The 25,226-nt window shown below is 58.2% G+C and carries 20 protein-coding genes; 9 read left to right on the forward strand and 11 right to left on the reverse strand.

The annotated features are described in order from the left end of the window. Together EN964_RS00350 and cysD are read right to left on the reverse strand one after the other, a co-directional pair. Positions 1-505, reverse strand: a 505-nt coding sequence (locus tag EN964_RS00350; RefSeq protein WP_206528683.1) for a GTP-binding protein, incomplete at its 3' end; no start/stop codon positions are given. Between the two features lie 2 nt (positions 506-507). Next, positions 508-1,413 carry a sulfate adenylyltransferase subunit CysD gene (gene cysD / locus EN964_RS00355; protein ID WP_027035869.1) on the reverse strand — a complete coding sequence of 302 codons (906 nt, stop codon included), beginning with the start codon at positions 1,411-1,413 and terminating at the stop codon, positions 508-510. Positions 1,414-1,893: 480 nt separating this feature from the next. Here cysD and EN964_RS00360 point away from each other — a divergent pair, with 480 nt between their 5' ends. Further along, positions 1,894-3,219 carry an O-antigen ligase gene (locus EN964_RS00360; RefSeq protein ID WP_127270015.1) on the forward strand — a complete coding sequence of 442 codons (1,326 nt, stop codon included), beginning with the start codon at positions 1,894-1,896 and terminating at the stop codon, positions 3,217-3,219. Next, positions 3,216-4,151, forward strand: a complete 936-nt coding sequence (locus tag EN964_RS00365) for an NAD-dependent epimerase/dehydratase family protein (protein ID WP_127270009.1) — start codon at positions 3,216-3,218, stop codon at positions 4,149-4,151. The genes EN964_RS00360 and EN964_RS00365 overlap by 4 nt, the downstream gene beginning before the upstream one ends. A 52-nt stretch (positions 4,152-4,203) precedes the next feature. Here the strand turns inward: EN964_RS00365 and EN964_RS00370 are convergent, their stop codons facing one another. From EN964_RS00370 to EN964_RS00380, 3 genes are all read right to left on the reverse strand, one after another. Further along, the gene (locus EN964_RS00370; protein WP_127271926.1) at positions 4,204-4,746 is read right to left on the reverse strand and encodes a sugar transferase; all 543 of its coding nucleotides are present in this window, start codon (positions 4,744-4,746) and stop codon (positions 4,204-4,206) included. A 122-nt stretch (positions 4,747-4,868) separates the two neighbouring features. Next, entirely contained in the window at positions 4,869-5,804 is a 936-nt protein-coding gene (locus tag EN964_RS00375) for a glycosyltransferase family 2 protein (protein WP_127272219.1), read from the reverse strand. 33 nt (positions 5,805-5,837) lie between these two features. Beyond that, complete coding sequence (locus EN964_RS00380; RefSeq protein ID WP_164748808.1) at positions 5,838-7,826, reverse strand: nucleoside-diphosphate sugar epimerase/dehydratase; 1,989 nt, start codon at positions 7,824-7,826, stop codon at positions 5,838-5,840. A gap of 321 nt (positions 7,827-8,147) precedes the next feature. Between EN964_RS00380 and EN964_RS00385 the strand changes: the two genes are divergently transcribed. From EN964_RS00385 to EN964_RS00415, 7 genes are all read left to right on the forward strand, one after another. After that, positions 8,148-9,035, forward strand: a complete 888-nt coding sequence (locus EN964_RS00385; RefSeq protein WP_236382859.1) for an ABC transporter permease — start codon at positions 8,148-8,150, stop codon at positions 9,033-9,035. A 7-nt stretch (positions 9,036-9,042) separates the two neighbouring features. Beyond that, positions 9,043-9,783: an ABC transporter ATP-binding protein gene (locus tag EN964_RS00390; RefSeq protein ID WP_127272218.1), complete on the forward strand. Its 741-nt coding sequence runs from the start codon at positions 9,043-9,045 to the stop codon at positions 9,781-9,783. A gap of 156 nt (positions 9,784-9,939) precedes the next feature. After that, positions 9,940-11,040: a DegT/DnrJ/EryC1/StrS aminotransferase family protein gene (locus EN964_RS00395; protein ID WP_164748809.1), complete on the forward strand. Its 1,101-nt coding sequence runs from the start codon at positions 9,940-9,942 to the stop codon at positions 11,038-11,040. After that, on the forward strand, positions 11,037-11,975 hold the full coding sequence (locus EN964_RS00400; protein ID WP_206517162.1) for a glycosyltransferase family 2 protein: 939 nt from the start codon (positions 11,037-11,039) through the stop codon (positions 11,973-11,975). The genes EN964_RS00395 and EN964_RS00400 overlap by 4 nt, the downstream gene beginning before the upstream one ends. Further along, positions 11,972-12,922, forward strand: coding sequence for a WxcM-like domain-containing protein (locus EN964_RS00405; protein WP_127270265.1), 951 nt, complete (start codon positions 11,972-11,974; stop codon positions 12,920-12,922). Before EN964_RS00400 ends, EN964_RS00405 begins: the two co-directional genes overlap by 4 nt. Then, positions 12,912-13,292, forward strand: coding sequence for a GtrA family protein (locus tag EN964_RS00410; RefSeq protein WP_164748973.1), 381 nt, complete (start codon positions 12,912-12,914; stop codon positions 13,290-13,292). Before EN964_RS00405 ends, EN964_RS00410 begins: the two co-directional genes overlap by 11 nt. Next, positions 13,268-14,797: a glucosyltransferase domain-containing protein gene (locus EN964_RS00415; RefSeq protein ID WP_127272216.1), complete on the forward strand. Its 1,530-nt coding sequence runs from the start codon at positions 13,268-13,270 to the stop codon at positions 14,795-14,797. Before EN964_RS00410 ends, EN964_RS00415 begins: the two co-directional genes overlap by 25 nt. Before the next feature lie 170 nt (positions 14,798-14,967). Here the strand turns inward: EN964_RS00415 and EN964_RS00420 are convergent, their stop codons facing one another. The 6 genes from EN964_RS00420 to rfbB form a co-directional block, all read right to left on the reverse strand. After that, on the reverse strand, positions 14,968-15,726 hold the full coding sequence (locus EN964_RS00420) for a trans-aconitate 2-methyltransferase (RefSeq protein WP_127271275.1): 759 nt from the start codon (positions 15,724-15,726) through the stop codon (positions 14,968-14,970). A 34-nt stretch (positions 15,727-15,760) separates the two neighbouring features. Then, positions 15,761-16,492: a class I SAM-dependent methyltransferase gene (locus EN964_RS00425; protein WP_127271277.1), complete on the reverse strand. Its 732-nt coding sequence runs from the start codon at positions 16,490-16,492 to the stop codon at positions 15,761-15,763. 73 nt (positions 16,493-16,565) lie between these two features. After that, positions 16,566-17,678, reverse strand: a complete 1,113-nt coding sequence (locus tag EN964_RS00430; protein ID WP_164748974.1) for a polysaccharide pyruvyl transferase family protein — start codon at positions 17,676-17,678, stop codon at positions 16,566-16,568. A 54-nt stretch (positions 17,679-17,732) separates the two neighbouring features. Further along, positions 17,733-23,255: a glycoside hydrolase family 99-like domain-containing protein gene (locus tag EN964_RS00435; RefSeq protein ID WP_127273099.1), complete on the reverse strand. Its 5,523-nt coding sequence runs from the start codon at positions 23,253-23,255 to the stop codon at positions 17,733-17,735. Further along, positions 23,252-24,154 carry a dTDP-4-dehydrorhamnose reductase gene (gene rfbD, locus EN964_RS00440; protein WP_127268902.1) on the reverse strand — a complete coding sequence of 301 codons (903 nt, stop codon included), beginning with the start codon at positions 24,152-24,154 and terminating at the stop codon, positions 23,252-23,254. Before rfbD ends, EN964_RS00435 begins: the two co-directional genes overlap by 4 nt. Then, positions 24,151-25,221, reverse strand: a complete 1,071-nt coding sequence (rfbB, locus tag EN964_RS00445) for a dTDP-glucose 4,6-dehydratase (RefSeq protein WP_127272411.1) — start codon at positions 25,219-25,221, stop codon at positions 24,151-24,153. Before rfbB ends, rfbD begins: the two co-directional genes overlap by 4 nt. Positions 25,222-25,226 lie beyond the last annotated feature (5 nt).

The following is a 25,226-nucleotide window of genomic DNA, read 5'->3' on the forward strand; positions in this document are numbered from 1 at the left end:
TGTTGACGGCCAGCACGACGTGGCGGATGCCGAGCAGCGAGGCGATGATCGAATGCCGCCTTGTCTGGCGAAGCACACCCTGCCGGGCATCGATCAGCACGATCGCCAGGTCGGCGGTCGAGGCGCCGGTGGCCATGTTGCGGGTGTATTGCTCGTGGCCAGGTGTGTCGGCAACGATGAATTTGCGTTTCGGCGTGGCGAAGAAGCGGTAAGCGACGTCGATGGTGATGCCTTGCTCGCGCTCGGCCTCCAGACCGTCGACCAGCAGCGCGAAATCAATGTCGTCGCCCGTCGTTCCATGCTTGCGCGAATCGCGTTCGAGCGCGGCGAGTTGGTCCTCGAAAATCTGCTTGGTATCGGACAGCAGGCGCCCGATCAGCGTCGACTTGCCGTCATCGACCGAGCCGCAGGTCAGGAAGCGCAGCAGCGACTTCTTCTCCTGCGCCGCCAGATAGTCGCGAACGCCGTCGGTGGGGGCGAGGCTCTTTGCCATGATGTGGCGCATGGTCAAAAGTACCCCTCGCGCTTCTTCTTTTCCATCGAGCCGGCTTCATCGCGATCGATCAGGCGACCCTGCCGTTCGGACGTGCGTGCCGTCAGCATTTCGCCGACGATGGCTTCCAGCGTGTCGGCATCCGATTCGATGGCGCCGGTCAGCGGATAGCAGCCAAGCGTGCGGAACCGCACCAGCCTGTTCTCCACCGTCTCGCCGGGGCGCAGTTTCATGCGCTCGTCGTCCCGCAGGATCAGCATGCCGTCGCGTTCCACCACCGGTCGTTCCTTGGCGAAATAGAGCGGCACGATCGGGATACTTTCCTGCAGGATGTACTGCCAGATATCGAGTTCGGTCCAGTTCGACAGCGGAAAGACGCGGATCGATTCACCCGATGCGATGCGGGTGTTGAATATCTTCCACATTTCGGGGCGCTGGTTCTTCGGATCCCACACATGCTGGGCGTTGCGGAAGGAAAAGATGCGCTCCTTGGCGCGCGATTTCTCCTCGTCGCGACGAGCGCCGCCAAAGGCCGCATCGAAACCGTATTTGTCGAGCGCCTGGCGCAGCGCCACGGTCTTCATGACATGGGTGTGGGTGTTCGAACCATGGTCGAAGGGATTGATGTTGTCGCGCACGCCGTCTTCATTGACATGAACCAGGAGATCGAAGCCGAGTTTCTGCGCCATCTGATCGCGAAAGGCGATCATCTCGCGGAACTTCCACGTCGTGTCGACGTGAAGAAAGGGGAACGGCGGCTTGGCGGGATAAAACGCCTTCATCGCCAGATGCATCAACACGGATGAATCCTTGCCAACCGAATAGAGCATGACCGGCTTGGCAAAAGCGGCCGCAACCTCACGGAATATATGGATGGACTCGGCTTCAAGCCGTTGAAGATGCGTAAGCGCTGTTGTCATGGGCCGTGGGCGTTCTTTCGTATCTTCCAACAGAAGACCTTGCCTCAAATCATCGAGCTCTTCGCACCCGGTTCGAGCCTTGTTTCTGGACAATCTTCTCGTGCCGGCGTTCTAGCAGATCGCCATTATCAAGAACAATGCTGTACTGACCCGGCCGCACATGGTTCGAGAATGAATTTTCCACAGATGCCGGCAAATCCGGAAATTCCTGCCTGCAAGCTCAACGGCCCAGAAAACGCGGGGAAAATATTGCTTGAATGGATCAGCTGCGGCTTTCAAGGGACTTCCTCTGGTCGGCCCGCGCCTGCCGCCGCTTTTCGGTGGCAATCTGCCCTATACACTATCGAAAATGGGGGGCAGCCGCTATACCAGCCTCGGGAAGTGGGCAAGTGCATCATGGGCAATTTCGAGGCGAGCGTATTCAACTTCGCTAAACAAGATCCGCCGCATGAAACTTGCCGAAGACAGCGAGCCCGAAAATTGACCCGGCTTTCACCCCTGAGACAGCAATTCACGCCTTCGCGGATCAACAACTACTTCTCCGTCCTTTGCTTCTTTTTTCCACCGGTACTGGGATCGGTGGTCAGCTTTGTATTCGCTGGCGGAGGCCTTTCGTCAGCCCTGCTGATTGCTTTACGGAAAAGGCGCTTCAACGCCGACCGGCCCATGATCTGGTTGACGGTCGCGATCTATGCCTACTGCGCCTCCAATCTCCTGGCTTCCATCGTCAACAATTCGTTCGCCCGTGATGCGCCACATCTTATCCCGCTCGTCACCTTCCTGTTTTTTCCCGTGTCCTATTCGACCTGGAGCATCACGCAGAAAACCACGCTTACCCGCATCATCGTGCTTTCCAGCATGGCCGCCTGTTTTGCCGCGCTGCTCATGGCCGTCATCCAGCAATATTGGATTGGCGTCAGGGCCGAGGGGGGAGCCGGAAATCCGATCGTCTTCGCAACCGTGGTGTGCCTTGCCGTGGTGATGTGTGTGGCTGGCGCCTTGTCCGGTGTTGAGCAAGCCCGGACCCCACTCTTCTACGCGGCACTGGCCGGGACGATCGCCGTCATCTATTCCGGCTCGCGTATCGTCTGGCTGGCACTGCTGATCGCCGGCATCGCCGTCATGCTGATCAACCGGCACAGGCTCAGAGGCAGGAATGCCGTTCGCCTGCTGCTGCTGCTGGCAGCGGTCGGCGTCGTGATCGCCGCTTCCAGCTTCCAGGCGATATCCGGGCGGGTCGACTTTTTGCGCTCCGATTGGGGTGCGCTTGGGGCTGGCGGCAATTACGACACCTCGTTGGGAATACGTGTTGCGCTTTGGGAGATCGGCCTCAAAGCATTCCATGACATGCCACTGTTCGGGCACGGTGTGGGTGCAACCCAGCATCTGATCAAGCAGGGCTTTCATGAGCAGTTCGCGATGGACACAGGCTTCAACCATTTTCACAACGGCTTCCTGACCGCCTTGGTGCAAGCGGGAATTCTGGGTGCCGTGACGCTGGCGGCGATCTTTATCGTTGCCGCCGGAAATGCCGCCCGGGTCTTGCGAAACAGCAACGATCCGAGCGAGCGGTTCGGCGCGACCATGATTGTTGTCGTGGTGATCACCTATCTGACGGCCGGAATGACAGGCATCCTGATCGGCCATGACATTCTGGACTCGGTGCTGATGGTCTTCATGGTGAGCGGAACATATCTCGCCTCCGGACGCCATGTTCCTTTGTTGGAAGAGCAGGCACTTGCACCAGTGATGGAAGAGCGAGCACTTCCATCAGTCACCAGAGAGCTGTTTCGGGTAAGGCCATGAAGGTTCTGGTCACGGGCGCGACAGGTTTCATCGGGCGCCTTGTCGTGCGCCACCTTCGCGAAGCCGGTGCCGAGCTTCGCCTCGCCTCCCGCCATCCCGAGAGGCTTGGTTCGGAGAACGAGACTGTGCCGATGCCCGGCTTCGATGCGCCGGCCGCCGCCTTCCTGGAACTGACCCGGCATATTACTGACGTCGTCCATTGCGCCGGCCTCAACAATGATCAGGGAAATGCAACCGAAGCCGATTACCAGGCGGCCAATGTGGAACTGAGCGCAAGGCTGGCGCATGCCGCGGCCGCCCAGATAAGCGGACGTTTCATCCATCTCTCCTCGATCCGAGCGGTGATCGGCGCGCATGTCAGCGCAACGATCGACGAGGACACGCTTCCTGCCCCACAATGCGCCTATGGACGCTCGAAGCGCGAAGGCGAGATCAAGGTTTTGGACGCCTACGCGTTACACGGCCGCTCGGACGCCGCCGTGTTGCGCCTGCCTCCGGTTTATGGAAGCGGCATGAGGGGGAATCTGGCAACGCTGATGCGCCTTGCCGATACGCCGCTGCCGCTGCCGACGGGTGCCTTGACCGGAATCCGCTCGCTGATGTCTTCCGAGGCCGCGGTGCGAGCAGTGTCGCACCTGCTCAGCCATTCCGGACCGCTTCGCCCGATCTATGTCGGCGCCGATGTGCCGCCGGTCGCCGCCGAGGCCATCATCGCCGCCTTTCGCAGAGGTTTGGGGCGGCCTGTGCGCCTGATGGCTGTGCCGGCCGGTCTGATACGGCCGGTCGTGGCCGCGCTCGGCAGGCGGGCGTTCTGGGACAGCCTGACCGCGACACAGATATGCGACCCCGCCCTGCTGGTATCGCAGGGGTGGACGCCTGAAGCCGGCACGCTCGAGCGGCTGGTCGAGCTGGCGCGGCTCGGTAGATCCTGACTTTCTTGCTTGACCATGATCTTTTCCAAAAACCGGCTTCCACTTTTTGGGATCATGGTCTGCGGTAGAGCGTTCCAAACAGGATCCGAAGGTCGAGCCAGAACGACGCAGTGCGGAGGTAGGCAGCATCCGTTTCGGCCAAAAGCTCCGGGTTCGACATGTCGATGCCCCTGATCTGGGCCAGGCCGGTTATGCCCGGCAGCGCCGCCAAAACCCCCAGCCGCCTGCGACACTCGATCAACTCGGTTTGGGTCGGCAGGCAGGGGCGCGGCCCGACCAGGCTCATTTCGCCCTTCAGGACATTCCAGAATTGCGGCAGCTCGTCGAGCTTGAACTTCCGTAGGACCTTCCCGACCGATGTCACGGAATCCGCCGGCGCCTCATGCGAGGGTAGTGACGGCGTCCCGACATACATGGTGCGCAACTTGTGGCAGCGAAAAAGCCGACCGTCACGGCCGACCCGCACCTGTGAAAAAATAGCCGGGCCCGGCGACGATGCTCGAACGGCAAGGACGGTGAGCGCCAAGACAGGAGATGTCGCCACCAGCAGCAGAGCCGCACCGGCAATATCGAAGATTTGCTTGGCTGCCTTCATGAACGGCCGATAGTGCTCCCTGCCGAAGTCCCGAGGCAACGCCGCAGGCCAATGCCGTCAATCCGGTCGACGTAGCATGAGCCGATCTCTTGACCAAGCGCGCCACGCAGCCGTCGCAATGTTCAGATGCGCCCCAGGATGAAGGCGAGATAGAGCCCAATGTTTCCGGAAACGGTCTGCCGATAGACGCCGCTTTGGCGCAAGCCTGCCAAGCGGCGGGAAAGGCCACCGTTGCGCCCGCGGATGAAAAGGTCGAGGCACGCCGTCGCGTCCTCGGTCAGGAGATCGCGATTGACGGCGAGACCGTCGAGGTTGAGGTCCGTCCAGCCGGCGAATTCCCCCTTGAACAGGCGGCCAAGCCGGGAGAACCTTGCTTTCCAGGACACGTTGGCGCCGACCAGGTTCGCCGCGTGCTGCCGGTAGCGCACCAGCGGCTGCGGATCGTAGCGGACGATGCCGCCGGCGGCGGTCACGATGAGATAGGCCCACCAGTCATGGCTGACGAACCCGGTCCGCGTGGAGGCCCTGGCCAGCAGGTCGCGTGCCGCGGCGTTGAGCAGGATTGTGTTGCCGCCGGCGATGCTTTGCACAAGCGCGTTGCGAAAGGATGGCGGCCGGGCAAACAGCGGCGAATGGCCGACAAGGCTTCCTGTTTCCGTCATGGTTGCGGTTCGCGAACAAAACATCAGCGGGGTTTTCGCATCTTGGGTCCGCATCCAGCTGATAGCGCTCTCCAGCCTGTCGGGCTCCCAGATATCGTCCTGGTCGCAGAAGGCATAGCAGTCCGCCTCGATGCGTCGGTCGACGATCATGGAGCGGAAATTGGCGGCGAAGCCTTGCCGCGGCCCCTCTACCAGCGTCATCCGCCCCTTGGGCCGCCAGCGGGATTTCCATGTCTCGATGATGGCGGTCGTGCCATCGGTGGAGCCATCGTCTGAAATCCACAAGTCGACCAGAGGGTGCGACTGCTCGAGCAGGGACTGCAGCTGCTCCTCGATGAAGGCGGCGCCGTCTTTCGTGCCCATCAGGACCGCGATGCGCAGATCATCTTTGCTCACGAGCAAGATCGCTTTCTGAATTCTGAACCGGGCCTAGCTCGCCTGCCCCGCCGTTTTCGGGATCGCGTCTTGACGTGCACTTGCCCTGGCCTTCTTGGCGCGGTCGAGACCTGCCAATGCGGCGAGCGCGGCAGCCTTGTCCTGATTTTTCGCCGACTGCTGCAGGGCCGAGAGCGCGACCTGGACATCCGACCATTCCACGACGTCCGTGCTGAGACCGAAAACCTTCGAGATGCCGAGTTCGACGAGTTCCTCGTCTTCGCCATGCAGCGTTTCGTGAAGTTTTTCGCCCGGCCTGATGCCCGTGAACCGGATCGCGATGTCCTTGTATGGGCTCTTTCCGGACAAGCGGATCATCGTTTCGGCCACTTCAAGGATCGGCACCGGCTTGCCCATGTCGAGCATATAGACGGCATAATCGTCTCCGCTCTGCCGCGACCCGGCATCGGCCGCCGACATGATGACGAGATCGACGGCTTCGGCCACGGTCATGAAATAGCGCGTCATGCGCCGGTCGGTGATGGTGACGGGCCCCCCAGCCTCGATCTGCGCCTGGAATATGGTCGCCACCGAACCATTGCTGCCGAAGACATTGCCGAACCGCACTGCAATGAACTTGGTGGCCGGGAGGCGCCCGCCCGTCTCGCCTGCCGGCGTGCCGTGCAAGGCACTGATGATCTGTTCGGCGGCCCGCTTCGTCATGCCAAGCACCGATGAGGGATCCACCGCCTTGTCGCTCGATATCAGGACAAATTGCGCAACCCCGCACTTGGCGGCAACCTCGGCGCAGACGAGCGTTCCGAAAATGTTGGTTTGAATGGCCGAATCCCAGTTCTCCTCGAGCAGCGGCACGTGCTTGAGCGCCGCGGCGTGAAAGATGATGTCCGGCCGGAATTCCGTGACGACACGCATTATCTGGCGCCGGTCGGAGACATCGACGATGCGGACCTTGAGTCGGTCATGGTCCTTCTCGTCAACATACTGGCTCAGCTGGAAGATGCCGAACTCGGAGTTGTCGGCGACCAGCACCGCCTCGGCTCCCAGTTCCAGCGACCGCTTGACCAGCGTCTGGCCGATAGAACCGGCGCCGCCGGTCACCAGAACGCGTCTGCCGCTGACAAAGGCGCCGATGCGCTGGATGTCGGACGCGACCGCCGGACGGCGCAGGATCGTTTCCATCTCGACGGTGTCGAGAACCAGCTTTCCGTGCTGTTCCAACTCCGAAAGGCCTGAGAACTGCACCACATTTATGTCGCCGTGCCGGGCAATGCGCACGAGTTCCGAATAGTCCTCGATTTCGTGCTCGGCGCCGCTGCCGAAAATCAGCAGGTCCAGGCTTTTGGTGCCGGTCGCGTAATCTTCCAGGACATCGATCAGACGCGGCAGGGTCGCCACCACGGGAACACCCTGAATCCGCGTGCCCAATGGCGCGCCGCGCTCGGTCGCCATGATGCCTGCGATGGAATAGTCAGCCGGTTGCGCCGTGCGCGTGAAGCGAATGATCAGGTCGGCCTCGCCGAGCCGGCCAACGAACAGCGCGCGCTTGGGCTCAGTATCATCGGACTTGCGGCCAAGAATGCCCCAGCTCGCGCCGTCACGCAGGAAGCGGTAGAATAGCCGGGGTGCCGATATGATGGTGAAGGAGACGAGGAAGAAGACGATGAACTGACGCTCGTTGAGCCCCGCCACCGGCCGGTAAAAACGCAGCAGCAGCGATGCCATGTAAAGAGTGAACGTCAAAATCGCGCAGCTCTTCAGGATGTTGAAAAAGTCCGGCGTCGAGGCGAAGCGCCAGACGGTGGTGTAGAGGCCACTGTAGCGGAACAGCAAATGGCTGATGACGACGATGCCCGCCCATGTCGCCAGACCCTCCTTGGAGAGCGCGTCGAACGAAAGATTAGACCGCGAAAGCACGAGGCTGAGTGCCACGGCGACCAGGACCATGACCACGTCCTGGACCATGATGAAGGCGCGCCGCATCTGTGGCCTGAGCCCGAACACAGCTTCTAGGTGGGAATTCATTGGACGGCACTAGACTCCAGGCTCAAGGGCATCGACACCAGCGAGGTGCGAACACGAAGTTACTTCGCGACCAATCACCTTGCTCAAGTGCTATCCCCGGCCCCCGCCGTCCTATATCGCATACTTCGGGGGCGGGGGCATAGCTAGAGGTTTTTTTTCGGACAAGAGGCTTCCAGTGGAGAACATGGATCATGCTCGGGCGATTGCCGTAAAGTCAACATTATCAAACGCTAATAGATAAGCCACGCAGCATCAGCATGCGCTCAGTTTTGCCGCAGTTGACTCTGCTCCCCACCGCGTTACGACGCAATGCGTTGCCATATGCCCATCGAAATGGCTATTAGAGACGGGCTTGGTGGTTCGCTATGGCCAGCGAAGAATAATGCGCCAGAACAACGGATTGCGATACTCCCAGCTATGATTGCGGCACTAAACGGCGCTTTTGACGACATCTCAAAGGCCATGAGATTACACCGGGTCTGGATCGCGCTTGCCCACGAGGACATCGGCGATCAGCACAGACGCACGACGCTCGGCCCGCTTTGGATGCTGGTCAATTATCTGGCATTCATTGGCACTTTCATCTTCGTTTTCAAGACCAAAGACACGGATTCGGCCGGATACACGGCCTATGCTTCGATCGGCCTGGTTGTCTGGTTCTACCTCATGGAGATGATCAGCCTGAGCGTGCCCCTGTTCTCCCGCGAAGCCAGTTTCATTCAAGGCACGAGGCTGCCACTCTTCGTGTATGTGATGCGGCTGACGGTGCAATGTGTCATCCGAGCGAGCTATTCGGTGGCGGGTTGCATCGTCATCCTGCTGCTGAGCGGCTTGGGAATCAGCGCTGAGTGGCTATTGTCTGTCCCGGGGTTATTGCTGATTGTGCTCGCGACCCCTGCAATCGTAACGGTTTTCGCATTCCTGGGTGCATTCTTTCCCGATGCCCAGTTCATCGTCGGCAACATCATGCGGGTCGGTACGTTTCTTACGCCAGTCTTCTGGGCCTATCATGGGCAAGGCGGTATACAGAACTATGCCTATCATTGGAATCCGTTCACATATTTTCTGGAAGTGGTGCGCGCGCCAATCGCGAGCGGCGACTTCCCAATGCATGCCTTTGCTGTGACCGCCTACATCTCTTTGGCTTTCTGGGCGGTTGCGTTGCTGCTGCTGGGCGGATATCGCAAGCGCGTCGTTTTCCTGATCTGAGCTCAAAATGATTTCCATCAAGCTGGACAATGTCAGCCTCGCCTACCGCCTCTACGAAAAGTTGACGCTTACGGCGCCTGACCGGCGCCTGGGTGGTCTTGGAGGCAAAATCGGACGTTCCGGCGGCAAGCAGGTCGTGCAGGCGCTGGAAGATGTCAGCTTTGAACTCAAAGCAGGCGATCGGTTAGGCTTGGTCGGCCCAAACGGGGCCGGCAAGACGACACTGCTCAAGGTGTTGTACGGCATCTATCAGCCATCGTCCGGCATAGTAGCCATCGAAGGCAAAGTCGACGCTTTGTTCAACATCAACATAGGATTTCGCCCCGAAGCGACGGGGCGGCGAAACATTGTTCTGAGGGGTTTGATCAGCGGGTGGACCGAGGCCGAGATCCAAGAAAAAATGCCGGAGATCATCGCCTTCAGCGAACTTGGCGACTTTATCGATGTCCCTTTCAAAACCTATAGCCAGGGTATGGCCGCTCGTCTTGCTTTCTCTGCGGCTACAGCGCTTGACCCCGAAATTCTGCTGATGGACGAGTGGATCGGCGCCGGCGACGCCGCGTTTCAGGAAAAAGCCAAACGACGCATGGATGAACTGGCAGAGAAGGCAGGCATCATCGTCCTGGCGACCCACAATGAGAGCCTGCTCGAAAGCGTATGTACGAAAAGAATGACGCTTAAGAACGGAAGGGTCGAAGCCTTCACGACGAAACCTGCAAAGAGGGCTGGAACGCGAGCTAAGTCTTAAAGGTACTCTTCCCGGATACTATTTGCTCGCAGTTCAGATTCCAATTCGTCGCACCTGCTGTAGTTGAGTATGCCAACGTTGCGCCCTGCGGACGTTACTAAAATGAATTGCGCTCGAGCCGTTGAGTTACCGATGACGAGACAAGAATCTGTTCCGATGAATGATCTGAAGCGCCTGTATCAGCGCTACCAGGTCGAAATCGAGAGTGAGGTAGTGAACACGCTACGTTCGGGATGGTGGCTCAATGGCGCTATCGGCAAAAGGTTTGCGGCAAATTTTTCCAGATTCATAGGTGTTTCGGAATGCGTTCTCGTGGCCAACGGGACGGATGCGCTCGAACTTGCATTGGCCGCAGTGACCAAGCGCTACGACGGGCGCGAGGTGATCGTCGCCGCCAATGCGGGGGGCTATGCCAGTTGTGCCTGCTGGCAGAATGATCTCGTTCCGCACTATGTCGATATCGAACCAGCCAGCCAACTCATAGCCCTTCAATCGGTACTGAAAGCAGCCAGCGCAGACACCGCTGCGATCGTCGCCACCCACCTCTATGGTGGCGTCGTTGATGTCCGCGCCATCCGGGACGGACTTGAGCAGGCTGGCCTCTCGCACATTCCAATCGTGGAAGATTGCGCGCAGGCGCACGGGGCGAGAATCGGAAGCGACGTTGCAGGCTCGCTGGGGGATATCTCCACGTTCAGCTTTTACCCAACCAAAAATCTCGGAGCCATGGGGGACGGCGGCGCTGTTCTTACCTCCGACACGGCAACCGCCGCGCATGTACGGCAACTGCAACAATATGGCTGGAGTTCAAAATATCATGTCGGCGTGCCCAACGGCCGCAACTCCCGCATGGATGAAGTTCAAGCCGCGATACTGGACGTTTTGCTGGGCGATGTGGATAGACGCAACCAGCAGCGGCGTGGCATCCTAGACCAGTACAAGTCGGTTGCCGGGCGTCGATTCCAGTTCCTGGAAGGTGGCGAAGGCGCTGTCGCGCACCTCGCGGTCGCGCTTTGCGACGACCGGGACGCCTTCAGGGCGTTCATGAAAGAGCGCGGCATCGACACTGACATACACTACCCTGTGCTGGATTGCGACCAGGTCGGCTGGGCGGACTTACCGATGATGGGGAGCGAAAATCTCACCGTATCGAGGGCCAGCGTCAGCCGTCTCTGTTCGGTCCCCTGCTATCCCGATATGAGGGACGACGAGGTAGAGCGGGTTTGCCTGGCCCTCCGCGAATGGGAGACAATGTGACAACACGCTCGATCGTTTTCCCGATCTATCGAAATCAGGCGAACATCCCTTCCCTCCTGGGCGCAGTCGCCGATTTCCACTCCAGATATCATAGCGACATCGAGTTCGTCTTCGTCGTCGACGGGTCGCCGGACGAATCCGGCCCGCTGCTGATCAAGGAATTGAAAGGCTCGGGCTATGATTACAAGATCATCTTCCATAGCCGGAACTTTGGTTCGTTCACTGCTATTCGAACCGGGCTCGAACACGCTTCGGGTGACCAGGTCGCTGCGATGGCCGCCGACCTGCAGGAGCCGCCTGAACTGATCGTCGAATTCTTTTCGAAGCTGGAAAAGGACGAGGCTGACGTCGTGTTTGGGCAGCGAACCGGGCGTAGCGATCCGCCCTTGACCAAATTTCTGTCGAGGGCTTTCTGGTCGGCCTACCGCAGGCTCGTCCTGCCCAGCATGCCGAGTGGCGGAGTGGATATCTTCGCCTGCAACCGTCAGGTTCTGGAAGCGATCCTCTCGATCGAGGAGCCGAACAGCTCGCTTGTCATACAACTTTTCTGGGTCGGCTTCAGGCGGGAATTCGTGCCTTATCGGCGGCGCGAACGAAAGCACGGAACAAGCGCCTGGGGCATGGCACGGCGGTTCCGATACATGATGGACAGCATTTTCTCGTTCTCTGATTTTCCGATAATGCTCACCCTCTGGGTAGGATTTGCCGGCTGTGCGCTAAGTCTCCTATTTGCAGTCGTTACCGTGATTGCACGGCTACTTGGCAATATAGACCCCGCTGGCTATACGACACTGGTGCTGCTGATCACGGGCTTCGGTTCGGCCAGTCTTCTAGTCCAAGGGATTCTTGGTTGCTATCTCTGGCGGGCAGTTGAAAACACCAAATCGCGCCCACTTCGGATCATCAGCCGCGTCGTTGACGGAACAGCGAAATGAACGCCAAGCCATTTTTCGTGCACGAACGGGGTATCTGCGAAAGCTCCCATGTCGGCGACGGAACGCGTATTTGGGCCTTCGCTCACGTGCTGCCTGGGGCCGTGCTCGGCTCGAACTGCAACATCTGCGATCACGTCTTCATCGAGAACGACGTGATCGTCGGCGATGACGTGACTGTCAAGAGCGGCGTCCAACTGTGGGACGGGGTGCGCCTGGGCAATCGTGTGTTTGTCGGCCCGAATGCGACCTTCACCAATGATCGCTTCCCACGCTCCAAGGGATATCCCGAGGCGTTTCTGCTGACCACGATCGAGGACGGCGCTTCCATCGGCGCCAATGCCACAATCCTGCCGGGCATTGTCGTCGGCCGCCAGGCGATGGTCGGCGCCGGCGCCGTGGTGACCAAGAGCGTCCCTGCCAACGCCGTCGTGGTCGGAAATCCCGCAGTCATCATCGGCTACCAGACCGGCCCGAAGATCGTGCCAGCCTTGACGCAAACCTTCCCCGGCGCAGTGGGCGAGAAAATGTCGCTTGGGGTGGGTGGTACCGAGCTCTGGCGGCTGCCGCATTTTAGCGATCTGCGAGGCGAACTCGCCCCGCTCGAATTCGGTGCAAACCTACCGTTTAAGCCGGCCCGGTCCTTTCTGGTTTATGGCGTTCCCTCCGACAAGGTCAGGGGTGAGCATGCGCATCGCGAGTGCCATCAATTCCTGATCGCGGCCCATGGCCGCCTGTCCGTTGTCGTTGACGACGGCCATGAGAGAAAAGAGGTTTCGTTGACCGAACCCTCGATCGGCCTCTACATTCCGCCCGGCATTTGGGGAATTCAGTATAAATTCCAACCCGATACAGCATTGCTGGTCATGGCTTCGCACAACTATGATGCTGGCGATTACATCAGGGACTATGCGGATTTCCTGGATACGGTCAGGCAGGATGACCGCTGATCGCATTGGCGGAGACGCCGTCCGGTTTCTTGTCGCCGGCGGACTAAATACCGCCCTGACCAGCCTTGTCTATTTTGCCGGCCTTGTCGTCCTGCCCTCAAGTTTGTCTTACGCGCTCGCTTGGCTGACAGGACTTGTGTTCGTAATGGTGTTCTATCCCGATCGCGTCTTTCCCGGCGGCCGCACGGGCATCGCCGATCGACTGGCAATCGGGGCGTCGATTGCGGTCGTGTTCGTGCTCGGCCTAGCAGCCCTCAAAACGCTTGAAAGCGTTCTGCAAAATGCTGCAGCAGCCTTCTTTGTCACCCTTGCCATCACGACCATCCTCAACTTCGTGATTTCTCGATGGATACTCCGCAGATCATGCTGACGCGACCGAGCACAATACGACCAGCCATTAATCTCTTTGCGATTTTCGCCGCGATGTATTTTTCCGAGCTGGCTTCCTTTCCGCTGTCAGTGGATGAGGAAGTAACAGCCTTCAGAACGGACGCATCCGTCTGGATCATTCAAGGACGCTGGGGGGCATATCTGATCGAGAGGTTCCTTATTCCTCATCCGGTAATGCCTTTCTTGGCTCCAGCTGTCTTTGGCGCCGGTTGCGTGGCCGCCTACCTCCTCGTCATGGATGTCATTAACAAGCAAGAGCTCTCCATCGCTGAGTACGCATGTTTTGCGATTTTCTGTGCTTTCCCGACCTGGTTTTTTATCGTCGAATTTTATTCAAACATTGCCGCTATCGGCGTCGGCCTGTTCGCGACCGCTCTAGCGCTTTGGCTGATCCGCAAGGAGGAGGTTTCCCCACTCAGCCCTCGCTTTCTCGGAGCTGTGGGAGTCGGCGCCTTCGCCATCTCGATCTACCAGAGTTTCGCACCGGCAATTCTGGTCCTGGGCATCGCGATCTCAATTCTGCAAGCACGGGCAGGAAGGAGCGAATCGCTGCCAAAAGACCTGCTTCGGACCGGTATTCTGCTGGCTGGTGCCATATTGTTCTATGTCGTCGGCGATGCCATTTTCAGATCGTTCACCCCCGCTAGAAACGAGTATTTCGACTCGCTTTCCCAGCCTGGCTTTTTGCTTCAACATCCGGCCACAGTTATTGGGCGTGTGCTTGGAGCGATAGGCGGGATCTATGGTCTGGACCGGCGCACATATGACGTCGCGTTGTGGGCAATTCCGCTCTTGTTGATCCTTGGCGGTTGGGCGCTATTGAAGGAATTGCCCCGCTCGAAATTGCTGTTGACGGCAATTGCCTTCGCTTCATTGCTTATTCCCTTCGGCTTTCACCTCCTCGCTGCGGGCAGCATGCCTGTCAGGAGCCTCGTCGGGGTTCCGATTGCAGTTTGGATGTTTGCCTATGTCGCGGTGACGAGCAGAGAATCGAGAACCCGCGTAGCCTCAACCATCTTGATGGCCGTGGCAATTTTCCAAATTCTGGTGGCCCAGAACTATCGTCAGGCGTCTAACTATCTGGTCGACAAGCATGATACACTCATGGCGGGCGCCATCTTCGACAGGCTGTCGGCCGCGCGCGGTTTTGATGTAAAGCGCAGCTATGCTCTGAGCGTGTTTGGCGCCCAGCCATTTGTGACCAACTATCCCAAGCAGCCCGGCTCGACAGTCGGCCACTCGTTCTTCGAATGGGACGGTGGCAACGGTTGGCGCATCGCTTATTACATGAAATTGCTCGGCTACTCCAATTTGAACGGTGCTACCCCAGATCAGGTTGACCAGACGATTGTTCGTCTTTCGGCGATGCCGGTATGGCCAGCCCCCGGTAGTGTGGAAATCCAGGGCGACATTGCGCTGATAAGGCTCGGTGAGATGCCCAGCTACGCAAATCAGCAAGCCCTTGCAAAAGTTACCAATCGATAAGGGATTTAATCGAAATCTTTGGATTGGTCCGAGGGAAGCAGACGGACCCGCTTCTGTAGAGGCAGCGTGCTTGGCAGATTCGCTCAGTCGGAAACGGGATACCTTTTGATCCACCAGTTTGAGGACCAGAATAACCGACTTCTCGACCGCCATGTCGAATACACGGTGGTTCAGCGTTTCGTCCAAGCGCCAACATCGTGGACGTTCGCCCATCCGGATTCGCTATAGCCGACCAAGCGAGCATTGGCGTGCCGTTTGCCTAGCGCCACAACTCGCTCGATCGATGCAAGCGAAAGTCCCCAATCGCTCATGCCAACTTGGCCTGCGGCATTTGGGTATGGCCAATAGCCAGTCCCTGTCTGCTCGTAGTCCTTCAGCATTTGTGCTTGGGCAGCAGCTTGGATCGGGTCGTTCTTTGTGATCTCGTACGTGTTGTGCCCCCGGAAGGTTGCGATCAGTATCCCCCCGCGCCCCAATGCCGCAAAAAGCTTATCGAAAAGAATTTGCATTCTCTCGTAATCGACATGGGTGAAGACAGAGCCAACCCAGATTAGATCCATGCCGCCTGGGATTTTAATGTCAGAGGGATGCTCAGACGAAAGCACCGCATCTCCCCCGAACTCGTGGGCGCAAAATTCGACGCAGCTCGGATCGATATCGCAGAAGGTTATCTTGGCGGCAGGGAACAGTGACCGGATGTAGCGAGCGCCACGCCCATGGCCGCATCCAAAATCCATAATATTGTAAATGGCTTCTTTCCGGGCGATTGCCAAGATCGATACGATCACCTTCAACACGCTTTCGCCAACAATGTCGTAGTCATCAAGAAAGGGATTGCCTTTGAACATCCCGTCGTCAAGGTGGATCGTTGGGATGACGCCCCGCTGCCTATAGCCCTGCCACATCGCTGCCAACTTATCGATCTGCATACTACGTTCGCTCCTGACGAAAGCCTCGGCCTGGTTAGCGGGCGTGCTTCCGTGCCAAATATACTTCTGTAAATTCGCCTATTATGCCGTGCCAGTGATCATGAAAACGGCATACCTCGACATCCATTCCTGACCATCGGTGGATCAGTTCCGGCAGGTCATAGCCGTAGTGAAATGTTACCAGCGAACCAGCATCGCTAACAGGATTGCCATGATATTCCGGCTCGCCGGTGTGCTGGATCGTTCCGTCCGGCCTGTAGAGCGCACGGCGCTCACTGTCGATCTTGCCCTTGTAGGTGGGAACGGTGAACAGATAAGCGCCGCCTGGTTTCAGGGTGCGGACAATCTCCTTTGTCACCCGCTCCGGCATATTCACATGCTCCATGACATCAAGTGTAACGACGACATCGAAAGTCGCATCACCAAATGTCTGCGCCTCCAGGTTCTCGTTTCGGAAGCCCTTGACGGACGAGCCCAAACGCTCTCCGGGAAAGTACTGCGATTCAACATAACCGGCACATTCCCGCTTCAACTTCGGAGAAATTCCGCGGGGAGTGGGAGACGATTCATGAATAACAAGGTTGCGCCAACGAGAGACATGTCGCGTGAGCGTAAGAGCCAAAGCGCGCTCACGCGGGATCGATCCACATCTGGAGCAGAGCAGATGATCACGATACCAATCATAGTGGGCGGAAAACTCGACATTGGCTTCACAGATTGGGCAGTAACCTGCCCGGCGGTAAACTGGATAGGAATCAGAATTCATGGAGCACCATCAGGATTTTCAAAAATGAAGCCGTAACAGAATGCTGCTTCGGTCCGAGTTCAGCTCCACGGTGCTATTCTAGCCGGTGGGCAACCCCATTCTCCGAAAGGAATTGGGCAAAACGATCATATAGTACAGTGTACTTGCGCTGAAACTCATCATAGTTGCCAGCCTGCACAAGCTCGTTGACGTTCAATTGTCCCACTTTATCGACCGGGATATGCGGGATGCTCATAAGTTCCGCCATTTCCGTCGTCCTCGAATCGTGGGAAATTATGGTTGCAGGAACACCGTTGGTTAATGCAATCAGATTTCCATGGAAGCGCGTTCCTATCGAATAGTCGAATTTCGAGATGTACGCATCCCACTCTGCCAAATCAAAGAACATTTTTGCGTTCTCTTTGACATGCTTTACATAGAGCGACGGATCCATTTCCATGTTCATCTGCCCGAGCACTGCCTGGGCGACCCCAAAATCGTCTTCTCTCCCATCTCTGGAAAGTAGCATTTTCATTTCCGGTTCTTCGTTCTGAAGAACATATGGATATTTTTTGTGAGCGGATAATTTCAAAAGATCAGCTTCAACGCGCCGGGCAGCTTCGGGATTGGCCGAATGAAGAAATACGTTGCGTGATCCGTTCACTGCAACCCTCAGCTCGGCGTCTCTTCCTGGCCTCTTTATCTTCAAATCCGGACGCAATTTGCGAAACAAACTTGGGCATCCAACCTCTCTGACGTTCGTTATCCCAAAGTCATTCATGACTTCAGCCGTAAAATGGCCACGCACGCCCACGGTCTTGCTGCGTTCCGATATGATACGAAGGAAGCGTTTACTGCCCTCTGGGATATCTGTGACTTTTTCACCGATGATAGAAGCTTGCGCCCCGAGGCCGGCAACCAAGCATGGCAGCTTGGTCGGCTCGATAAAGTCAGCCAAGTAGGACAAATCAAAATTTTTGAAAATGAAATTTGCTGCGGCGATAGCAATGATGTCGAAACGTTCGTTTGCTTCTTGCGGGGAATAGTCCAACCCCTGACCGAACTCTTCAAAGCGAATTTCCTCGAACAGAGACTGCCCTATCAGAAGATTTCCGGTGTTATATCCAATGATTTCGAATTTCTTTTCAAAAGCAATCTGCGGATCAGGATGCGGAGCTATTGGCGCTCCCAGAAAAAGAACTCTCACTAAAATCTCCTCGACGCTCTGTAGACATCTAACTCCCCACAGTCACCAGCGTCGTCATTCTTGAATTGGAATACCAAATCGTTCACTGAGTTCATGGCTGTAGATGCTCGCTCGTTCGAGCGCGGCAGGTCCAAGATCGTGGCTGCGGATTGTATCGGCCTGTACCTGCCTGATCTCCTGTAGGTGCCTGAGATCGAAATTTCCTATGGTTACGCTCGACTGATGCCGGCGGTGTGAATTGAGCGAACGCGGGGAAAAAGCGATCGAACCATTTTCGAGCAGACGCAAATATGTCACCCAATCCCCGGCGTTGCGCAACGACATGATCTCTTCGCTGTGTTTGGCCATCGCATTGCTGAGCGCCTCCCTTCGAAACAAGACGCCGCTGACGTTCGGAATGGTGTTCTTGAGGTAAAGTGCCTCGGCGATTTCCCGGCGGCCGTCCACGACGTAGGGTTTCGTCCAGCGAGACCGGTCGATGTCCGACACATAGTCGAGATAGTGTTCGGACAAGACCCGGCCGGCGCCGTCCATCTGTCGCGACTGGCAATAGCTCATCACCACCTCCTCGCGTTCGAAGGCGGGCAGAAGCTCGGCCAGAAAATCGGGATCGGCGAGGTCGTCGGCTTCGGCGATCCAGACATAATCGCCGCGCGCCATTTCGACCCCCCGCATCCATTGGCGGAATACCGATCCTGAATTCTGCGCATTGGCCACCAGCCGGTATGGAATGTCGCAACCGGCCAGAAATTTCTCGATGACTTCGACGCTATCATCGGTCGAAGCATCGTCAAGCACGATCAACTCGTAGGGCTTTATCGTCTGATCGACAATGGAGCCTAGACGTGCGCCCAGGTATCGGGCGTAGTTGTAGTTAGGCACGATGACCGACACCCGCGGCAATGGCTTTTCGGCGTAAATCAGCAGATCATGCAGGTAATGGCTGAAGCTGAACTCCTGGCGGACGATATCGCGGCCAACGCTGGCGAGACGCCGGGCTTCACTTGGATTGTCGAGCAGATTGCCAATGACCTCGGCCATCGCATCGGTGTCGAATGCCTGCACGAGGATACCGCAATCCCGCTTCAGCAGATCCTGGAAGCCACCAGCGCCCTCAAAGGCAACGACCGGCACTGTGGCATCCAGCGCCTCGAGCACCACCGAGGGGAACGGATCCTCACGCGAGGTCAAGGCATAGATATCTGCGGCGAAATAGTATTCCTGCGGATTTTCCACCAATCCGACAAAGACGAAGCGGCTCTCCAGTCCCGCTTCCTTCACCCGTCGCATTTGCTTGGCGTGAAAGACGGTATCGACATGACCGACCCAGACTGCAACCGCATCCGGCCTGGATGCGATAACCTTGACGCAAGCATCAACGAAAAGATCGAGGCCCTTGCGATGGTCGGCATAGCCCGCGCACAGGATGATGCTTGCATTTGGCGAAAGCCCTAATCGTGCGCGGACCGCCTCGCGGACCTGCTGGCGATCCTCGGCGAGGTAGGGCGTACGCAGATAGAGTCCTTGCGGCCTGACTACCGACTGGCTGACCGGTTGGCCAACAAACTCTTCGAATCCGGCTTTGACGATCTCGGCTGGGAAAACGACCGTTTCAGCGTTCTCAACAATGGCTGCGGCTGCGTCAGCAAGACCGTAGGACGCCAATATTCCGGGCAGTTCATGGACGAGGCAAACGGTGCGGAACCCTGCCTGCTTCAGCAGCGGGATGAGCTTTCCGGATACGGTGGTATTCACGACGGCGACCTCGGCACCGTTGTTTCTAATGGTGGCCAGACGTTTCAACACATCGGCATCGCCTTGTTCAGGCAAGTCGATCCTGTGCACGGTCGCGGCGTGGGCGAAACGGCCGAGCAGCGGACCGTCGCCCAGCACGATGAGATCGGGCTCAAAACCAAGCTGCTTGAATCCCTTGGCCAGATTGAGAGCCAGCAATTGCGCCCCATGCGGGTGGGCGTCGTGGGAAACGATTGCAATCCTGGCCTTGGACTTCCCCTTCGCCGCCTCCAAAGCGTCGCGGGTCGCTTGCAGATAGGCGTGGCCGTTAACGCTATCGGGCTCCAGGTGAGCGCCTTCCGCCCACTCGTTCCAGGCATTGACGAAAACCACCCGCTCGGATGGCTCGCTAATATGGGCCAAGGTGTCCTCAATGGCATTGTCCAGCCATCTGCGATACAGCTCGGGGGTGTTGTTGATGAACACCGTGCCGCCGCGCTTGCGGCGTGCGGTATTGTCCCAGCCCGGGCAAACCGAACGGAAGAGCTTGTATTTGCGGGATGAGTAGGTTTCGCTGCGTTGTGGGAATACCGACCAGTCATAGACGGTCGTGGCAAAATCCTCATGCAGCGGCGTCACTGTATGCGTGACATTTGGCGGCGCGGAATTGTTTGGCGGAAATTCCACGGCGGCATCGAACCCGTAGCGATGGGGGGGCACAGATTCGAAGGACTGGGTGTAGGCCAGGAAAATCTCGCCGATGCCGTTCTCCCGGCACCAAGTCCGCCAGCGCCGCGCTGTCTCAGCCGCCGCCGGGAGCAGGCTTGGCCGATAGACGAGCAACAGCGGCTTGCCATTGATGCGGATGTAGCGAGGGTCACGAAGATAGGGCGCGACCTCGGCGATGAACGCGAGATCATCCTGGGGGGAGTGATCCTGAGCGATCAGGATCTCCTGGTCCATTCCGTCCCAGCGGCGCGACCAATTCTCGTTGGCCCAGCAGACGCAGAATGGCATGTCGAGGCGCTTATCCTCGAGCCAGTTTTCGAGCGGCTTTTCCAGGAGCCTCTTGCCGCCGAACCAATAAAAATAGAAGCAGAAGCCTTCCACTCCATAGAGCCTTGCCAGTTCGATCTGGCGATGCTGCACAGCAGTATCGCGCAAGTCGTAGTAGCCGAGCGTATCCGGCACGTGCGGCTGGTGGTGACCGATAAATTGCGGCTCAGCGGGCCGGACATTAGACCATTCGGTGAAGTCCTGTCCCCACCATTCATCGTTTTCGGGGATCGGGTGGAATTGCGGCAGGTAGAACGCGATGACGCGCACCGGCTTCTGGAGCAACGGCGGCGCATCGAGAAGCGGCACATAGACTGGTTCGGGCGAGAAGATCGGGCCGGAACTGACCAGCGCCCCGCGCAAGACCATCTCGTTGCTGCCCACAGGCGCTTGGGGTGCCTCCATGCTTCTCCAGGCGCGGTAGGCATTCGTAACGCCAAACAGCGAAGGAAAGGTCGAAAACGCCGCTCTCTTCAATTTTCGCTTGAGGTCGGTGGAGAGCGGCACATTGTGCCAACAACCGTAGGCACCCCGAATCGCCAAGCGGCGGACCCTTATGCGAACATCGCCGATAGCGCGGACGCGGCTCCCAATCCCCCGCAGAGGCTTGGTCACTCGCCAGGATGTGCTGGCATAAACGGCATCGAGAACCTCATGCAACCGGATTTCCTCGGATCGCGCCTCGTCGCGATCCGCAAGCAGCGCACTCGTCGCCCTGTGCGCCATCGACAAATTTTCTTGCAAGAGTTCGATCTCTTTGTCTCTCGCAATGATCTGTGCCCGTTCTCGAGCGATCTCTTCGTCTCTCGCGCTAACTTGTGCCCTTGTGCCTGAGATCTCGTCTTTGTGGGTCCGGATCTGTTCACGCATATCAGCTATCTCGCTGGAGAAAGCCTCGATGCGTGCCCCGTGATGTCCCAACAACTTCCTGTTGGTTTCGATCTCCTCCTCCATGGTTGTTGACTTCAACGACCATGGATTTCCGGTTTGATCGATCGCCTTGCTCTTCGTGTCGTCGAGAGGAACCACGCTCCCGTCGGCGAGCGCGACCTGCCCGTGCACGTTGCGCGCGCCGAGGACGTTTTCCGGAATAGGCAGCTTCGTTACGATGCAAAGCGAGTTCAAGAACTCGACGGAATGAACCGACGCGAGAGAAGCCTCATCGAATGTGACTTTGTGCCTGTCGGCGAAAGTGGCCAAGGCATCGACCCGACGACGATCCAGTCCCCAATGCTCATGGTTGACTACATCAAGCAGGCGTTTGAAAAACGAGATTGAGGAAAGCGGATCGTAGAGACCGCCCTCGAACTCCTGCCAGTAACTGCAATGCAGATCTTCGGCGATGTACATGCCCCCTTCGGAAAGGTGGGGGAAATATCGCGCGAACGAGCGTATTATATCCGAGGATAGGTGCGATCCGTCATCAATTATAATATCATATTTTTCCGACATCGAGATGATGTCGCGCTCCGTTTCATCAGTATTGGCGTCACCTACGGAGATCTTTATCTTCCGGCTGTCGAAAACGAGATTTCCGCAAGCCAGATTGACGTCACAGCCAACGATTATTTCAGCATTGGGGAAATATTTCTGCCATATCTCCAGGGATCCGCCATTCTGAACTCCGATTTCCAGGATTCGAACCGGACTGTCTCGATACTCTGAAAAAATATGGTCATAGGTGCTGAGATAGATCGACCATTTATCCGACACTTTGCCGCGATGCGCATCGTACAGGTCACGAAGTGAAACGAATGGTTCCTGCTTTGCGGGCCGCGCATCGCGCTGTTTGGCTAATTGCTGCTGTTCCAACTTCTGCCGATGAAACACGCGGAGACGGCAATCAATTTCAAGGAAAAAAGCGTCGCCAAAAGTTCGTGAAACAGATTCGAACTCTGCTCTGATCCGATCAAGAATTTCTATTGCAACTGCATCAGTATCATCGGACCTGAGCGCTATCAGTGCGGTATAAGCGTCTTTGACCCAGTCAATGATGCGCGGGTCTGCGTCGAGCAACTCAGTGCTGGCGGCAAAGTGCTGATTGTCGGTAGCGAAATGCTCAGACAGCAGGGACTGCCATTTCACGTCGGGTACCGGCCAGTCTAGGCTGAGAGTAGCAGTGATCCCGTCGATACCCTGTCGCCAGTCATCAAGCAGACTCTCGTAAGACAACAAGATGCGTGACCGACCCCTAGTTGCGCGCTCGGCTTCCAATTCGTGGCGAAGCCAAAGAAGCGAACTGAAGCCCATCGTGAAACCGTTTCGGTTCGCCAGGGAAGCGATCACAGCCAACGGATTGCGGTCTATCAGCACATACCGAACATCGATGCGCATGCGCCTCAAGATCTCCGCATAAAGCGGCACGAAACGTGAGATACGCGGCTCCTTGAGCACAAAAAACGGCGCGCTGCCGTATTCCTCGTCGATCAGCCGCGCGATCTCTGCTTTGTAGAAGCGCAGACGCTGCGCGCCGAGATCGTTGGGATCGAAGGATCGCCAATCATCCCAGCTGCTTCCTGCTTCGTCCAGCATCTGGTCGTGCAGCGCAATGAGACGCTCCGGCTCCCAGTGACCCGTTGGATTGGATAGATTGGCGCCCAGCATGTTCTTAGGCAGTTCCGCGCCAAGCAGATTGATCGCCCTCGTCAGCGCGCTGGTGCCCGAGCGATGCATGCCGAGCACCATGATGCAGGTGCGTTTGGCTGCTTTCGGCTTTGCCTTGCGTGCCTTCGGCTCGTCGACGGGCGCGGCATCGCGCGTGTTTTCCGCTGAAGGGTGCTTGTTCATGCCGTCAATGCCTGTTTCGGCTCACCGGCTAGCAGCCGGCGCACCACCGCTTCCGTCGATTGCCGCCAGTCCGGTGCATTCCAGCCGAACGCCGCCGCGAATTTCGCGCTCGATAGCCGGGAATTGGCGGGGCGGCGCGCCTTGGTTGGGTAGTCCATCGTAGCAATGTCCCGTACCCGCGCCCAGGGACCACCCAACACGCGGCTTGTGTCGAGGATATGGCGGGCAAAGCCGCTCCAGTTGGCCTCGCCGGTTCCGGCCAGATGATAGATGCCGGATGCGGCGGCGCCCTCGTGCAGCCGTGCCGCCGCATGCAGGATTGCGTCGGCGATATCAAGTGCAGATGTCGGATTTCCCCACTGATCGGCCACCACCGCGATCTCGTCGCGGTCGGCGGCCAGCCGCAGCATGGTTTTCACGAAATTCTTGCCGAACGGGCTGTAGACCCATGCCGTGCGCAGGATCAGATGGTGCGGATTGGCTGATGCAACCGCCTGCTCGCCGGCAAGCTTGGAGGCGCCATAGACGCTGCGCGGTGCGGTGGCGTCGGTCTCGACATAGGCGGCGTCCTTGGTGCCGTCGAAGACATAGTCGGTCGAAAGATGGATGACGGGCACGCCCAGGCGGCTTGCTGCTTGCGCCACCTTGCCGGCTCCGGCGGCGTTCACCGCGAATGCCAGATCGGGCTCGTCCTCGGCCTGATCCACCGCCGTGTAGGCGGCGGCCGACACGACGATATCAGGCTTCGCGGCCGCGATCGCTTCGATCACCGTGTCGGGTCTTGCGAGGTCGAGTTGCGGACGGCCAATGGCGATGACCTCAACGCCGGCGGCCGCCTGGCCGGCCTCCAGAAGGCTCGCCGCGACCTGTCCGTCGCGTCCGGTGACAACCAGCCTCACGCCGCCCCCTTGCGTGCTTCGCCCAGCCGTTCACCGGCATAGCGCTGCTCGCGGATCGGTCCCCACCACCATTTGTTGTCGAGAAACCAGTCGACGGTCTTGGCGAGGCCGCTGTCGAAATTCTCATTGGGCGCCCAGCCCAGGTCTCGGCCTATCTTCGAGGCGTCGATGGCATAGCGGCGATCGTGACCGGGGCGGTCGGTGACGAAGGAAATCAGGTCGCGATAGCTCTTGCCCCCTGCCCGCGGCCGCCTGCCGTCGAGCAGATCGCAGATCGTCTCGACGACGCCAAGGTTGGTCCGCTCGGAATTGCCGCCGACATTGTAGCTTTCGCCCGGCAGTCCCCTGGTCGCGACAAGTTCCAGCGCGCGCGCGTGATCCTCGACGAACAGCCAGTCGCGCACATTGGCGCCGGCGCCATAGACCGGCAGCGGCTTTTCATCGAGCGCATTGAGGATGACCAGCGGGATCAGCTTTTCGGGAAAGTGATAGGGTCCGTAATTGTTCGAGCAATTGGAAAGCACGACCGGCAGGCCATAGGTTTCGTGCCAGGCCCGCACCAGATGATCCGAGGCCGCCTTCGAGGCGGAATAGGGCGAGGATGGCGCGTAGGGCGTTTCCTCGACGAACATGCCGCCGTCGAAGGGAAGATCGCCGAACACCTCGTCGGTCGAGACATGATGGAAGCGGAAATGGCTCTTCCGGTCTTCGGGCAGGCCGCGCCAATATTCCAGCGCGGCATTGAGCATCTTGTAGGTGCCGACGATGTTGGTCTCGATAAAGGTGCCCGGCCCATCGATCGAGCGGTCGACATGGCTCTCGGCGGCAAGGTTCATGACGATGTCGATATCGTCGCGCCGGAGGATGTCGAGCACAGCCTTTTCGTCGCAGATGTCGGCCTGCGCGAAGCGATAATTGTGTGCGTTCTCGATCGGCCGCAGCGAGGCCAGGTTTCCCGCATAGGTTAGCTTGTCGAGATTGGTCACCCGATAGGCCGGGTTGGCGCATAGATGCCGGCACACCGCCGAACCGATAAAGCCAGCACCGCCCGTCACCAGAAAATTCATGCCGC

This window comes from Mesorhizobium sp. M7A.F.Ca.CA.001.10.2.1 (assembly GCF_003998575.1).
In the GTDB taxonomy this organism is placed as follows: Bacteria; Pseudomonadota; Alphaproteobacteria; order Rhizobiales; family Rhizobiaceae; genus Mesorhizobium.

Coding starts and splice junctions, on each gene's coding strand:
- cysD (WP_027035869.1), bottom strand. CDS start 1,413: ATGACAACAGCGCTTACGCATCTTCAACGGCTTGAAGCCGAGTCCATC.
- EN964_RS00365 (WP_127270009.1), top strand. CDS start 3,216: ATGAAGGTTCTGGTCACGGGCGCGACAGGTTTCATCGGGCGCCTTGTC.
- EN964_RS00370 (WP_127271926.1), bottom strand. CDS start 4,746: ATGAAGGCAGCCAAGCAAATCTTCGATATTGCCGGTGCGGCTCTGCTG.
- EN964_RS00380 (WP_164748808.1), bottom strand. CDS start 7,826: ATGAATTCCCACCTAGAAGCTGTGTTCGGGCTCAGGCCACAGATGCGG.
- EN964_RS00385 (WP_236382859.1), top strand. CDS start 8,148: ATGCCCATCGAAATGGCTATTAGAGACGGGCTTGGTGGTTCGCTATGG.
- EN964_RS00390 (WP_127272218.1), top strand. CDS start 9,043: ATGATTTCCATCAAGCTGGACAATGTCAGCCTCGCCTACCGCCTCTAC.
- EN964_RS00395 (WP_164748809.1), top strand. CDS start 9,940: ATGAATGATCTGAAGCGCCTGTATCAGCGCTACCAGGTCGAAATCGAG.
- EN964_RS00405 (WP_127270265.1), top strand. CDS start 11,972: ATGAACGCCAAGCCATTTTTCGTGCACGAACGGGGTATCTGCGAAAGC.
- EN964_RS00410 (WP_164748973.1), top strand. CDS start 12,912: ATGACCGCTGATCGCATTGGCGGAGACGCCGTCCGGTTTCTTGTCGCC.
- EN964_RS00415 (WP_127272216.1), top strand. CDS start 13,268: ATGGATACTCCGCAGATCATGCTGACGCGACCGAGCACAATACGACCA.
- EN964_RS00420 (WP_127271275.1), bottom strand. CDS start 15,726: ATGCAGATCGATAAGTTGGCAGCGATGTGGCAGGGCTATAGGCAGCGG.
- EN964_RS00425 (WP_127271277.1), bottom strand. CDS start 16,492: ATGAATTCTGATTCCTATCCAGTTTACCGCCGGGCAGGTTACTGCCCA.
- EN964_RS00435 (WP_127273099.1), bottom strand. CDS start 23,255: ATGAACAAGCACCCTTCAGCGGAAAACACGCGCGATGCCGCGCCCGTC.
- rfbB (WP_127272411.1), bottom strand. CDS start 25,221: ATGAATTTTCTGGTGACGGGCGGTGCTGGCTTTATCGGTTCGGCGGTG.